We start from the raw sequence: 14,327 nt of genomic DNA on the forward strand, positions 1-14,327 counted from the left end.
CATCTTAGTAGGTTCCTTCCTGCCAGGCAGGCGAGTGACTCTGACTGCGCTTACCATGTTCACCCCAGACCTTTAAGCCTTATCAAACCCATGATCCACCGTTACGCTCGCTTCCTGAAGCTTTCCTATTTACCGGTTGTATTTACCCTCCTGGGTTCGAGGGTCATCTTTGCCCAGAGCCCTAATGTGCTGTATGAACAGACAAGCGAGGTAAACAACCTTCTGGTGAAATTGAAAGCCGATGAAGGGAGTCTGCGGCGCTTCTATTTCATGGAGAACTCGCCGGAGTTTACGGCCCGTTTTCAGAAACTGTACGGGGAATACCAGCAGCAGCTCAACACACTGAATTACGACCAGCTGAACACCGGCAGCCGGGTAGACTACCTGCTCACCAAACGGAACCTGGCCGAGGAGTTACGCCTGCTGGGCGTGGCCGCCAAAGAATATAGTCAGATCAGCAAATGGGTGCCCTTCGCCGAGAAGATCTACGCCCTGGAGAAACCCCGCCGCCGCGGCCTCAACGTGGACGGGCAGAAAATCGCCGCTGAACTGAACCTGATCGAGAAAAGCCTCAAAGCCTCCCAAACCGCTTTGGAGGCTGAGCCGCGTTTAGACCGGGACCTGGCCTACTGCCTGCAAGGCGTGACGCTGGATCTGAAGGATGCCCTCAAAAGTGTCTACACCTTCTACTATGACTATGAGCCCAGCTTCTCGTGGTGGACCAAAGAACCGTACAAAAAAGTAGATACGCTGCTGACCCAGTATGCGGCCCTCGCGGAGAAAAAAGGCAAGGTTCCGGCGAAAGGCCAGAAGATAGACCAGAGCGGCATCGTGGGCAACCCTATCGGAAAGCACGAACTCATCCGGCAGCTTCAGTATGAAATGATTCCCTACACCCCCGAGGAGCTGATTGACATCGCCAACAAGGAATTTGCCTGGTGCGACCAGGAGATGCTGAAGGCCTCGCAGGAGATGGGCTTCGGGAAAGACTGGCACGCGGCCCTGGAGAAAGTAAAGAACCTGTACGTACCGGCCGGCAAGCAACCCGAGGCCATGCTGGATCTCTACAACCAATCAGTGGCATTCCTGAAGGAAAAAGACCTGATCACCATTCCGCCCGTGGCCGAGGAAACCTGGCGCATGCAGATGATGAGCCCTGAGCGGCAGTTGGTGAACCCTTTTTTCCTGGGCGGCGAGACGTTCATCATTTCGTACCCCACCAGCACCATGGCCCATGAAGACAAACTCATGAGCATGCGCGGCAACAACCCGCACTTCTCCCGCGCCACCGTGCATCACGAACTCATCGCCGGGCACCACCTGCAAGGCTTCATGAACGACCGCTACAAAGCCTACCGCAATTTTTTCACGCCCTTCTGGACCGAGGGCTGGTCGCTCTACTGGGAGATGCAGCTCTGGGACCAGAAGTTTCCGCGCTCCGCCGAGGACCGCGTGGGCATGCTTTTCTGGCGGATGCACCGTTGCGCCCGTATCATTTTCTCGCTTAACTACCACCTAGGCAAATGGACCCCACAGGAGTGCATTGATTTCCTGGTTGACCGGGTAGGCCACGAACGCGCCAATGCCGAGGGCGAGGTGCGCCGCTCCTTTGAGGGCCGCTACAGTCCGCTGTACCAGTTGGCCTACATGATTGGCGGCCTGCAATTCTATGCCCTGCACAAAGAACTGGTACAGACCGGCAAGATGACGAACAAGCAGTTCCATGACGCCATCATCCAGGAGAACAACATGCCTGTTGAGATGGTCCGCGCCATTCTGCTGAACCAGCCACTGCCCAAAGATTTTACCTCCAACTGGCGCTTCTACGGCAACGCCAATGGGAAATCCGCTTCCAGAAAATAAAAGAGTAAGAGCTGGAAAACCAAAGCCACGGCATCCAATTTCAAACCCGTTTTCGGGCTGTTTTCAGGAAAGTAGCCCGAAAGCAAGGTTTGTCTAATCCAGCCACTTGGAGACTCATCTAAAATACACGATACTGCAGATGAATCATCATCAACCATCTATGAACAGGGTACAATACACTTCCGGGAAACCGGTTTTCTTCTTCTTCATTCTGCTGCTGGTTTTATGTGCTCCGGGCTTCGCGCAGCAACGCGGCGGCGTCTTTTGGCTCAAGTCAGGGAATACCTATGTGGTGCCGGAGGAGGGGAACATCACCGCTTATACCTTGCCGGGTAAAACCAAACAGGTACTGGTGGAGAAAGGACAGTTAGTGCCCTCCGGGAAAACCGAACCACTGAAAGTGCGCAGTTTCGCTTTCTCAGACGACGAGCAGAAAGTGCTGCTCTTTACCAATACCCAGAAAGTATGGCGCTACCACACCCGCGGCGACTACTGGGTCTATGACCGGCAAACGAAGAAACTGCAGCAGTTGGGCGCGGGTCGTCCGGTTTCTTCGCTGATGTTCGCCAAGTTTTCGCCAGACGGCAAGCAGATGGCGTACGTGAGCGAAAACAACATTTATGCGGAGGACCTCGCCTCGCAACAGGTAAAACCACTCACCACCGACGGAACCCGCAAGCGCATCAACGGCACTTTTGACTGGGCCTATGAAGAAGAGTTCGCCTGTCGCGACGGCTTCCGCTGGAGCCCCGACAGTAAGAAGATAGCGTTCTGGCAGATAGACGCCTCCGACGTGAAAGACTATTTCATGTTCAACCTCACCGATGGCGTGTATTCCAAAGTGTTACCGGTAGAATATCCTTCGGCGGGAGAGGCACCCTCGCCCTATAAGATTGGGGTGATTGACGTGGCGGCCGGCGCTACCAAATGGATGGACGTGCCCGGAGATCCCCGCCAGCATTATGTGCCTCGTATGGAGTGGGCGGCCAACGCCAACGAGATCATCCTGCAGCAACTGAACCGCAAGCAGAATGAAAGCCGTTTGTTTCTCTGCAACGCCGCTTCCGGCAAAGCCACCAACATCCACACCGAGAAAGACCAGGCCTGGATTGACGTGATCTCTACCTGGGACAGCAATTACAACAACGGCGGCTGGGACTGGCTGAGCAACGGGAGAGAGTTTTTGTGGGCGAGCGAGAAAGACGGCTGGCGCCACCTGTACCGCGTGAGCCGCGACGGCAAAAAGGAAACCCTCATCACCAAGGGCGCCTATGACGTAATGTCCATCGTGAACGTGAACGAGCCGGAAGGCTATGTGTATGTGATGGCCTCGCCGGAAAACGCCACCCAGAAATACCTGTACCGCGTGAAGCTGAACGGCAAAGGCAAACTGGAGCGGCTTTCCCCGACTTCGCAACCGGGCACGCACCAGTACGCCGTGTCGCCCAACTCCAAATTTGCTTTCCATAGCTTCTCTAACCATTATACTAGACCTGCCTCTGAATCTATTTCCCTGCCAGATCATAAAGCACTGGGCGGTGCCAGTGCCGTAGAGCAGGCGCTGGCTCAGTCCAACAAAGCCAATTCCCCAGTGGAGTTTTTCAAGGTGAAATCTGCTGAAGGAGTGGAAATGGATGCCTGGATGGTAAAACCCACCAACTTTGATCCGAAGAAGAAATACCCTGTGGTGTTCCAGGTCTACACTGAACCTGCCGGGCAAACAGTGCTGGATTCTTACGGCACCGGCATGAACAATCTATACCGCGGCAATATGGCCCAGGACGGTTATGTGTACGTCTCCGTGGATAACCGAGGCACTCCGGCACCGAAGGGCAGAGAATGGCGCAAAAGCATCTACCGCAAAGTAGGAAATCTCAACATCAAAGACCAGGCGATGGCCGCGCAAGAGATCCTGAAGCAACCGTTCATAGACACTTCCCGCGTGGCGGTATGGGGCTGGAGCGGCGGCGGCTCGGCTACGCTCAACCTCCTGTTCCAGTATCCCCAGATTTACAAGACCGGGATTTCCGTGGCGGCCGTGGGCAACCAGCTCACCTATGACAATATCTACCAGGAACGCTACATGGGGCTGCCGCAGGAGAACCTGGAAGATTTCGTGAACGGATCGCCCATCACGCATGCCAAAAACCTAAGAGGCAACCTGCTCTACATTCACGGCACCGGCGACGACAACGTGCATTACAATAACGCCGAGCAACTCATCAACGAGTTGATCAAGCACAACAAGCAGTTCCAGATGATGCCGTACCCCAACCGCTCGCACAGCATCTCAGAGGGCGAAGGCACCTCTCAGCACCTGGCCACCTTATTCACCAATTACCTGAAGCAGTACTGTCCGCCGGGTGGGCGCTAGGCTTCCTAACTAGCTTTGATTAAATCCTTTTAAGGCAGTTTTTCAGAAATCAGGCCTAAAACAGCTCGGGCCAAGCCTTGGGCAAACAAAACGATACTCCATGCAACGCAATCTCCTCGGGAAAATTCTGGTCCTGTTACTGTGTCTCTGGTTCACCAGCACCGCCGCCTTCGCGAAAGACTACCTGCTTACTTCACCCGATAAAAACATTCAGGTGAAGGTGTCCGTGACCGATGTCATCAAATGGTCGGTGACCCGGAAGGGGGAGACGGTGCTGTTGCCCAGTCCGTTGAGCATGACCTTAATCTCGGGAGAAAAGTTGGGCGTGAACCCGGTGGTGCAAAAGGACAGCCGGAAATCAGTGAAGGAAACCATTACGGCGGTGGTGCCCGTGAAGAACCGCTCCATTCCGGATATCTATAACGAACTGAAGCTGCAGTGCAAAGGCGGCTACGTGGTGCATTTCCGGGCGTACAACGATGGGGCCGCTTACCGGTTTGAGACTAATCTTCCCGTCAAGGAAATAGAGGTGCAGCATGAAACCGCCGATTTTCAGTTGGGCGGCAATTACCAGGTGTACTGGCCCCAGGAAACCGATCCGGAGTTCCAGTTGCATTACGAGGCTACGTTCAAAGACACCACGCTGGCCTCTATCGGGAGCCAGCAGTACGGGTACCTGCCTCTGCTGTTCACCTCGGGCAAAGGAACCAAAGTGCTCCTCACGGAATCTGACCTGTACGATTACCCCAATCTGTTTCTCTTCGGGACGGGTGGAACCGGTTTGAAGTCAGTCTTCCCCAAAGTAATCCTGGAATCCCAACTGAAACCCCGCAGCGACCGAAGCGAACAGATCACCCGCAAAGCCGGGTACATCGCCCGTACCTCCGGGAAAAGAACCTTCCCCTGGCGCACGCTCATCGTCACCGATGACAAAGGGCTGCTGGAAACGGAACTAGTGTACAAACTGGCTTCGCCCAACGCGCTGCAGCAAACCGCCTGGATCAAACCCGGCAAAGTGGCCTGGGACTGGTACAACTTCAACAACGTGTACGGCGTGGATTTCAGGGCCGGCCTGAACACCGATACCTATAAATACTACATTGACTTCGCTTCTAAATACGGCCTGGAGTACATCATCCTGGACGAGGGCTGGTCGGCGGCCACCACCAACCTGATGGCGCCCAACCAAGACCTGGACCTGAACGCGCTGGTGCAGTACGGCAACAGCAAGAACGTGGGCGTGATTCTGTGGGGGCTGTGGAATACCCTGGACAAAGACATTGACGGGATTCTGGACCAGTTTGTGAAATGGGGCGTGAAAGGCGTGAAGGTAGATTTCATGGCCCGCGGCGATCAGTACATGGTTAACTATTATGAGCGCGTGGCCAAAGCAGCCGCCCAGCGCCAGTTGCTGGTGGATTTGCACGGCGCCTACAAACCCGTCGGGCTGAATCGGAAATACCCCAACGTACTGAGCTACGAGGGCGTGAAAGGCCTGGAGAACAACAAATGGAGCGACATCATCACGCCCACGCACAACGTTACGGTGCCTTTTACCCGCATGGTGGCCGGACCCATGGATTTCACGCCCGGCGCCATGGTGAACTCCACCAAAGTGGGCTTCAAGGACGTGTTCAACCAACCCATGAGCCAGGGCACCCGCGCGCACCAGGTGGCCATGTACGTGGTCTACGAAAGCCCGCTGCAGATGCTCGCCGATAGCCCCACCAACTACCTCAAAGACCCGGACTGCACCAAATTCATCAGCCAGATCCCCACTACCTGGGACAGAACGGTGGCCCTGGCCGGAGAATCAGGCAAGTACGTGTCCCCATGGCCCGGCAGCACGGCAAGAATTGGTACATCGGGGGCATGACCAATTGGGATGCCCGGGACCTGAGCCTTCCTTTGACTTTTCTGGACGGAAAGACCTACCAAATGGAAATCCTGAGGGATGGCATCAACGCCGACCGCCATCCGCAGGACTACAAAATCGAAACTAAAACTGTGAAGGCCGGGGAGACGATCCAGGTGAAAATGAGCGGCGGGGGCGGCTGGGCAGCCATCCTCCGGCCGGTGGAATAACTTTTCCCGTTTTGGGGCTAATTTTTCAAAAGCTGACCTAAACTAGGTATTGATGCAAATTATAGGACACCTCTTGATTACACCTCTTATCATCTTGGAAAGATCTTGTGGGCGAACTAGAAAAACGAGTAAGAATTGCTACTACCGCTCGCCCACAAGATCCTTTCAGGATGACAAAGGGAAGAGGGAGGTAAGCTGATTTGAGGCTATTTACATTGGAAAAGCGGCGGTAATAGGTGAAATCCAAAACCGCATTCTACGAACAAATTATTTCAGCCGGTTTTTGGCTTTCTTTTGGTAAAACAGCCTTAAAGCTCAAGCTGGCATACTTTGATTAAACCACATGACTTTTTCTTTTCATCCTGCTTCCCTTGTCTCCCTTTTCAGAAGAATAGCTCCCTTGGTGTTCCTGATTTCCGGTTTAGCGGCCCACGCCCAAGCACCGATGTGGCTTGATGAACGGAAGAACGAAGAGAACCGCATGCCCATGCACAGCTCGTATGAAGTGTATGAATCGGAGGCAGCCTTACAGAAAGAGGACTGGAAAACCTCGGCCAATTACCTCAACCTGAACGGCGCCTGGAAATTCAAGTGGGTGGAGAACCCCGCTGATTTACCCGCGCGTTTTGAAGCGACGGATTTCAACGACAGCCAATGGAAAACCTTCCAGGTGCCGGGTAACTGGGAGTTGAATGGCTACGGCTTCCCCATCTACTCCAGCGGCGGCTACGAGTTTGTCTACCTCATGCCGCCCACGCCACCGGTGGTGCCCATGCAGGAAAACCCCACGGCCGTCTACCGCCGCGAGATTACGCTGCCTCAGAATTGGCAAGGCAAAAAGGTGGTGCTGCACATCGGGGCGGCCAAATCTAACCTGGCGGTCTGGGTGAACGGCACCTACGTGGGCTACGGCGAAGACAGCAAACTACCCTCAGATTTCGATGTTACGTCTTACCTCAAGCCTGGCAAGAACCTCATTGTACTCAAACTCATGCGCTGGTGCGATGGCAGCTACCTGGAAGACCAGGACATGTGGCGCATCAGCGGCATCACCCGTGACTGCTACCTGTTGGCCCGCAACCCCGTGCACCTGTATGATGTGGAACTGATCCCTAGCCTGGACGATGCCTACAAAAACGCTTCGCTCCGGGTGAAACTCAAGCTGAACAATAAACCCACGCAGCCCGTCTCCGCCGATTTTCAATTATTAGACGGGAAAAAGCTCATCAAGCAGCAGCTGGTTTCCTTCAAATCAGATTCCGCGGTCTTTGACTTGGAAGTGATGGCGCCCAAACTGTGGTCCGCCGAGACCCCGAACTTGTACCACGCCATCATCCGGCTGAAAGATGCGCAGGGAAATGTCACTGAGATTATCCCGCAGCGGGTGGGTTTTAGGGAGGTGGAGATCAAAGGCGGAAAGTTGCTGGTCAACGGCAAGCCAGTCTTGGTGAAAGGCGTGAACCGCCACGAAACCGATCCTAAAACGGGCCAGACCATCTCCAGAGAAGCCATGCTGCGCGACATCAAGCTCATGAAGCAGTTCAACATCAACGCCGTGCGCACCAGCCATTACCCCAATGATGAGTACTGGTACGAGCTCTGCGACCAGTACGGCCTGTACGTGGTGGACGAGGCCAACATTGAAACCCACGGCATGGGCTATGACATCACCAAGACCATCGCCAATAAACCCACCTGGGAGGATGCCCACCTCATGCGGGTGCAGCGCATGATGGAGCGGGACAAGAACCACCCGTCTATTATTGTCTGGAGTATGGGAAACGAGGCCGGAAACGGGTATAATTTCTACCGTTCTTACCTCTGGATGAAAGCCCGCGACGCCTCTCGTCCGGTCCAGTACGAGCGTGCCGTGGCCGATTACAAGACCTTTACCTGGGAGTGGAACTCAGACATAGTGGTGCCCATGTACCCCACGCCCGAAGGCATGGCCGCTTATGCCAAAGCCAATCCTTCGCCGGAGCGGCCCTTCATCATGTGTGAGTACGCGCACGCCATGGGCAACTCTTTGGGTAATTTCATAGATTATTGGCAGCTGATTCGGGAGAACAAGCACGCGTTCCAGGGAGGCTTTATCTGGGATTTCGTGGACCAGGCTTTTCAGGAAGTGAACGCCGCCGGCGACACCATTTACATGTATGGCGGGGATTATGGTCCTAAGGACCGGAACATTCCCTCAGACAAGAACTTTGTCTGCAACGGCATCTTCTACGCCAACCGGCAACCATATCCGCATGCCTGGGAGATGAAGAAAGTGTACCAGGACATCCATTCCACGGTGGTGAGTCCCACCACCATTGCGGTGTACAACGAGAAGCTGTTTACCGGGCTGGAGAACGTGAAACTGGAGTGGGAACTGGTGGTGGATGGCGTCAGGAAAAAGTCTGGCGTAGTGAACCGGCTGGAGGTGGGTCCGCAGAAAACAGCCCAGGTGAACATGCCCGTCAAGCTGCCCAACTCCGGCGAAGTTTTCCTGAATCTGACCTACAAACTCAAGAACGCAGAGCCTTTGGTACCCGCCGACCACATCATCGCCACGGAGCAATTGACGCTGCGTAAGAACACCCCGCAACAGCTGGTCTTGAAAGGACAGGCACCCCTGCAAGTACATGAATCTGCCAACGCGCTCACCATTCCCCTGGCCTCCGGCACCATCAGCTTTGACAAGAAAACGGGTTGGCTAAGCCAATACGTGGTAGAGGGCGTGAATTACCTGGAGGCCGGCGCTGCCCTGAAAAGCAATTTCTGGCGGGCACCCAACGACAACGACTTCGGGGCCGGCCTGCAAACCAAGCTGAAGGTCTGGAAAAACGTTCCGCAGCAAGCCCAACTGCAGAAACTCACGTCTTCAGAAAAGAACAAGGTGGTGACGGTGGAAGCCGTGTACACGCTGCCGGAAGTTTCAGGGCAGTTATCCGTGCAGTACCGGGTGAACAGTGCCGGCGAGATGCTGGTACGGCAGCAACTGCAAGCCGATACCTCCAAGAAAGTGGTGATGCTGCCCCGTTTCGGGATGCAGTGGATCTTGCCGGCCGGTTTCAACGCCGTGGAATTCTACGGCCGAGGTCCGCACGAGAACTACCAGGACCGAAATTTCAGCGCGCATTTGGGCGTGTACAAGCAAACCGTGGCGGAGCAGTATTTCCCTTATGTGCGTCCGCAGGAGACCGGGAACAAAACGGATATCCGCTGGTACAAAGTCACAAACGGTGCCGGGAAGGGGTTGCTGGTGACCTCAGACAAGCCCCTCAGCATGAATGCCCTGCATTACTTTGACCAGGATTTAGATGATGGCGAGGAGAAACAACAACGCCACGCCGGGGAGTTGAAACCCAGACCCCAAACCCAACTCAACATTGATGCCGCCCAGATGGGCGTAGGCGGGGTGGACAGTTGGCGCTCCTGGCCTTTAGAAAAGTACCGGTTGCCGTATGCCTCCTATGAAATGCAGTTCCTGATCAAGCCCATCACGTGGGCTGCCCCGTCGCAGGCTCAGTTTAAAAGTAAGTAGCGTTGAAAGGCGTTTTATGTCTGTTTTTGAAAAATTTTCCTAAAACGGCCCCGCGTCATCGGCACTCAACGGCAGCAGTATTCAGAAAGAATTTGAAGAAATAAGTTGTGCCCGAGTATCAGCGTGAGCGTTTCCGGTGATACTCGGGCACCTGACAAGAGATAAAAGTATGTTCAACAAAGAAACGTATGTAAGCCGGAGAGAACGGCTGAAAAAGCAGGTAGGAAGCGGGTTGATTGTGCTGCTGGGCAACGAGCAGAGCAGCATGAACTACAAAGACAACTGGTACCCTTTCCGACAGGACAGCACCTTCCTGTACTTCTTCGGGATTGACCGGGCCGGGCTGGTGGCGGTGATAGAAGTAGAGGACGATGCCGAGGTGATCTTCGGGGATGAACTGACGCCGGATGACATTGTCTGGATGGGGCCGCAGAAATCAATCCAGGACCAGGCCAGCGAAGTAGGGGTTTTCGCGACCAATCCACTATCCTCGCTGGAATTCTATTTCCGGGAAGCTTTAGCGAAAAAGCGAGAAATCCATTTTCTACCCCCTTACCGTCCGGAGAACCTGCTGAAGTTAAGTTCCTGGCTGCAAACCTCACCGGCTTCCATCAAGTCCATGGTTTCGGTGCCGTTGATCAAAGCCATCGTGGCGCAGCGGTCCATTAAGACTCAGGAAGAGGTGGTGGAAATTGAGAAAGGCATCAACACCACCGGCGAGATGCTGAAAACGGCCGCCCTCCTAGCCCGAGCCGGGATGACGGAGGCCGAGCTGGCGGGACAACTGCAGGCCATTGCTATTAAGGACGGCGGAAACCTGGCCTTCCCTACCATCCTGACGGTAAACGGCCAGATTCTGCATAACCATTACAGCCCCACCCAACTGCGGGAAGGGCAACTGGTGCTGGTAGACTGCGGCGCGGCCTCGGCCATGCATTACTCTGGCGACATGACCCGTACATTCCCAGTGAACCAGACTTTCTCCAGCCAGCAAAAGGAAATGTTTGACGTAGTACTGACCGCCTATGAACAAGTCGTTGCCAGGCTGAAACCCGGTGTGTTATACAAAGATGTGCATCTGCAGGCCTGCGCTTCTTTGGTAGACGGACTCAAGCAATTCGGCCTCATGAAAGGCGACACGCAGGAGGCAGTAGCCCAAGGTGCGCACGCCTTGTTCTTCCCCTGCGGGCTGGGCCACATGCTGGGCCTGGACACTCATGACATGGAAGACCTGGGCGAGGAATACGTGGGCTACGCCGAGGACCAGCAAAAGAGCACCCAATTCGGGTTGAAGTCCCTGCGGCTGGCCCGCGCCCTGGAGCCCGGTTTTGTATTGACGGTGGAACCCGGCCTCTACTTCAACCCTGATCTAATTGATCTGTGGGCGGGGGAGAAGATGCACACAGACTTCATTAATTATGACAAGGTTGCGGGCTACAAAGACTTCGGTGGCATCAGAATTGAAGAGGATTTTCTGATCACCCCTGAGGGAAGCAGGCTGCTGGGAAATCCAGTCTCAAGGAATATGGAGGAATTAAGAAGTTCAGGGGGGTAATAGCACCTCGGCAATCACCAGACTTTGTCGCAAATTATAAGGTTGCTTCCCCTTAGGTAAGTATTCAGATGGTAACCTGGTTTTCGCCTGTTTTTCAGGAAATTGCCTAAAAACGGAACACCCATAAAAAGTTAGAAATGGTCACTTATACATGCGTAGGTGACCGTTTTGCTTTTCAGCATTTTGCTCAACTGGGTTTTAAAGGTGTTTCCAAAAAGTAAGCTAAAAACAGTCTGGAGGTATTTGGCGGAGGTCGATGTTATCACCATGTTAATATGGTGGAAGCATCGGCTAATATCCGGTCAGGGGAAGTGGTTGGGGAAATCTAAATTTGGTTAGATGAAAGGTGTCTTTGAGACACGATTTCCTGCTGGCAGACCTGTTCCGGTTTTCCATTCTTCCCCAGTATCCAGAGCCTTAACGTTTGACCCAATGTCCTTAACCAGATTCATGGCCGTTGCCCTCACCGGGTTGGTGGTTCTCGCAAAACCCGTGTTGGCGCAGCATCAGCACAATGACTATCCCATCCAGCCGGTGCCGTTCACGCACGTGCATGTGCACGATGAGTTCTGGGCGCCAAAGATGCTGGTCAACGCCACGGTGACCATTCCGCATACGCTGGAGAAAAGCCGGGAGCAGGGCCGCATCGACAATTTCCTGAGGGCCGCAGGAAAGCTGGAAGGCGATAAACTCAGCCAGTTCACCTTCGATGATACCGATATCTACAAAGTCATCGAGGGGGCGTCTTACGCCATGCAGGTGCAGAAAAACCCCAAGCTGGACGCCTACGTGGATTCCCTCATCACCATCATCGGGGATGCGCAGGAGCCCGATGGGTACCTCTTTACTTTCCGGACAGTGAAGGCGGCAAAGCCCCATGAGTGGATCGGGAGTAAGCGCTGGGAGAAGGAGGAGGAACTCAGCCATGAGCTGTACAACTCGGGGCACTTGTTTGAGGCGGCGGTGGCGCATTACCAGGCCACCGGGAAGAAAACGCTGCTGAACATCGCCTTGAAGAATGCCGATTTGCTGGTAAAGGACTTTGGGTACGGCAAAGAGGAAAAGTACCCGGGTCACCAGGTGGTGGAGATCGGATTGGCGAGACTGTATAGAATCACGGGCAAGAAAGAGTACCTGGACCTGGCCAAGTTCTTCCTGGACGTGCGCGGGCCCAAAGGAACCGAGTACAACCAGGCGCACGCCCGGGTGGTGGACCAGCAGGAAGCGGTGGGCCACGCCGTACGGGCCACCTACATGTACACCGCCATGGCCGATATCGCGGCGCTCACCGGCGACAAAAGCTACCTGAAAGCCATTGACGCCATCTGGAACGATGTGGTAAACAAAAAGCTGTACATCACCGGCGGCATCGGGGCGACCGGAGCCGGGGAGGCCTTTGGGAAGGCGTATGATCTGCCCAACATGTCGGCTTACGCCGAGACCTGCGCCTCCATCGCCAACGTGTACTGGAACAACCGCATGTTCCTGCTGCACGGTGACGCCAAATACATTGACGTGCTGGAAAGAACGCTGTACAATGGGCTGCTGTCCGGCATTTCCCTTACCGGGAACCGCTTTTTTTATCCTAATCCGTTAGCCTCCATGGGGCAGCACCAGCGGGGCGAGTGGTTCAGCTGCGCCTGCTGCATCTCCAACATGACGCGGTTCCTGCCCTCGGTGCCGGGCTACGTGTACGCGCAGAACAACAATGACCTGTACGTGAACCTGTTCATGACCAGTGCCAGCGACATCAGCCTGCCCGCGGGCCAGGTGAAAGTGAAACAAACCACCAATTACCCCTGGAACGGCACCGTGGACCTGGAGGTAGACCCGCAGAAAAACAAGGGCTTCACCCTTAGGGTGAGGATTCCAGGATGGGCGCAGCAACAGCCAGTGCCCGGTGACTTGTACACCTTCGCCGATGCCACCAGGAAGCCCATTGTCTTGAAGGTGAACGGAAAACCCATCCAATACAGCACCGAGAAAGGCTATGCCGTTTTGAAGCGGAAATGGAAAAAAGGGGACAAAATCACGCTGGACCTGCCCATGGAAACCGAGAAAGTGCTGGCGAACAAAAACGTGAAAGACGACCTCGGGAAGTTCTCTTTCCAGCGCGGTCCTTTGGTGTACTGCTTGGAAGGTCCCGATAACAAAGACAACCTGGTGCACAACATTCTAGTGGACAAAAACGCCCCCGTGGAGGAGGCCTTCGAGGCGAGTCTGCTGAAGGGTGTGCCGGTGATCAAAACCAACGGGGTAGGTACCAAACGGCAGGCTAACACTACTGCCCTGTTGCGAACCGAGCAGGCAGTAAAAGCCATTCCGTATTTCTCCTGGGCGAACCGCGGCTCGGTAGACATGACGGTGTGGGTACCCTATGAGGCATCGGCCGCCAAGCCGCAACCGGCTCCTACCATCGCGTCCACCAGCAAGATCTCGGCCTCCCTTAAGAACGCCAGAACTTTAGCCGCTTTGGTAGACCAATATGATCCGCAGGATTCCCGCGACTCCAACTACCCGTACCTGCACTGGTGGCCGAATAAAAACACCAAAGAGTTTGTGCAGCTGGATTTTGACGGGGAGCATACCGTGTCTGAGTCGCAGGTGTACTGGTTCGATGACAGCCCATGGGGCGGTTGCACCATCCCGGCCTCTTACCAGATCTTCTACAAGCAAGGCGACAAGTGGCTTCCGGTGAAAAACACCACTGCCTATGAGGTTTCCAAGGACAAGTACAATATGGTCAAATTCGCTCCGGTGAAAACCACCGCCCTCCGGATGGAAATCCAATTGCCCAAGGAAGCCGCGACCGGTATCCATGAATGGGCAGTGAAGTAATTCGTTCACTTTATTCTGACTTGGGAAACTCAAAAAGATTTTGAGTTTCCCAAGTCAGGTTTAGGGTTCCTTTCCTAAAAACA

General features: G+C 54.6%; 7 protein-coding genes. All 7 read left to right on the plus strand.

The features are described 5' to 3' along the window. The first annotated feature begins 90 nt into the window (after positions 1–90). The 7 genes from J3P35_RS09680 (at position 91) to J3P35_RS09710 (ending at position 14,244) form a co-directional block, all read left to right on the plus strand. Positions 91–1,863: a DUF885 family protein gene (locus tag J3P35_RS09680; RefSeq protein ID WP_210464377.1), complete on the plus strand. Its 1,773-nt coding sequence runs from the start codon at positions 91–93 to the stop codon at positions 1,861–1,863. A 160-nt stretch (positions 1,864–2,023) separates the two neighbouring features. Beyond that, the gene (locus J3P35_RS09685) at positions 2,024–4,237 is read left to right on the plus strand and encodes a S9 family peptidase (RefSeq protein WP_210464379.1); all 2,214 of its coding nucleotides are present in this window, start codon (positions 2,024–2,026) and stop codon (positions 4,235–4,237) included. A gap of 100 nt (positions 4,238–4,337) precedes the next feature. After that, a complete protein-coding gene (locus J3P35_RS09690; protein ID WP_210464381.1) occupies positions 4,338–6,113 on the plus strand; it encodes a glycoside hydrolase family 97 catalytic domain-containing protein in 1,776 nt (591 codons plus the stop codon). Then, positions 6,071–6,322, plus strand: coding sequence for a glycoside hydrolase family 97 C-terminal domain-containing protein (locus J3P35_RS09695; protein WP_210464384.1), 252 nt, complete (start codon positions 6,071–6,073; stop codon positions 6,320–6,322). Before J3P35_RS09690 ends, J3P35_RS09695 begins: the two co-directional genes overlap by 43 nt. Before the next feature lie 343 nt (positions 6,323–6,665). Next, complete coding sequence (locus J3P35_RS09700) at positions 6,666–9,851, plus strand: glycoside hydrolase family 2 TIM barrel-domain containing protein (RefSeq protein ID WP_210464386.1); 3,186 nt, start codon at positions 6,666–6,668, stop codon at positions 9,849–9,851. Between the two features lie 169 nt (positions 9,852–10,020). Beyond that, positions 10,021–11,406 carry an aminopeptidase P family protein gene (locus tag J3P35_RS09705; RefSeq protein WP_210464388.1) on the plus strand — a complete coding sequence of 462 codons (1,386 nt, stop codon included), beginning with the start codon at positions 10,021–10,023 and terminating at the stop codon, positions 11,404–11,406. A 432-nt stretch (positions 11,407–11,838) separates the two neighbouring features. Then, a complete protein-coding gene (locus J3P35_RS09710; RefSeq protein ID WP_246850137.1) occupies positions 11,839–14,244 on the plus strand; it encodes a glycoside hydrolase family 127 protein in 2,406 nt (801 codons plus the stop codon). Positions 14,245–14,327 lie beyond the last annotated feature (83 nt).

This window comes from Rufibacter roseolus (assembly GCF_017916365.1).
GTDB lineage: Bacteria > Bacteroidota > Bacteroidia > Cytophagales > Hymenobacteraceae > Nibribacter > Nibribacter roseolus.

Excerpts from the sequence above, each read along its gene's own strand:
- J3P35_RS09680 (WP_210464377.1), top strand. The coding sequence starts at position 91 with ATGATCCACCGTTACGCTCGCTTCCTGAAGCTTTCCTATTTACCGGTT.
- J3P35_RS09685 (WP_210464379.1), top strand. The coding sequence starts at position 2,024 with ATGAACAGGGTACAATACACTTCCGGGAAACCGGTTTTCTTCTTCTTC.
- J3P35_RS09690 (WP_210464381.1), top strand. The coding sequence starts at position 4,338 with ATGCAACGCAATCTCCTCGGGAAAATTCTGGTCCTGTTACTGTGTCTC.
- J3P35_RS09695 (WP_210464384.1), top strand. The coding sequence starts at position 6,071 with ATGGCCCGGCAGCACGGCAAGAATTGGTACATCGGGGGCATGACCAAT.
- J3P35_RS09700 (WP_210464386.1), top strand. The coding sequence starts at position 6,666 with ATGACTTTTTCTTTTCATCCTGCTTCCCTTGTCTCCCTTTTCAGAAGA.
- J3P35_RS09705 (WP_210464388.1), top strand. The coding sequence starts at position 10,021 with ATGTTCAACAAAGAAACGTATGTAAGCCGGAGAGAACGGCTGAAAAAG.
- J3P35_RS09710 (WP_246850137.1), top strand. The coding sequence starts at position 11,839 with ATGTCCTTAACCAGATTCATGGCCGTTGCCCTCACCGGGTTGGTGGTT.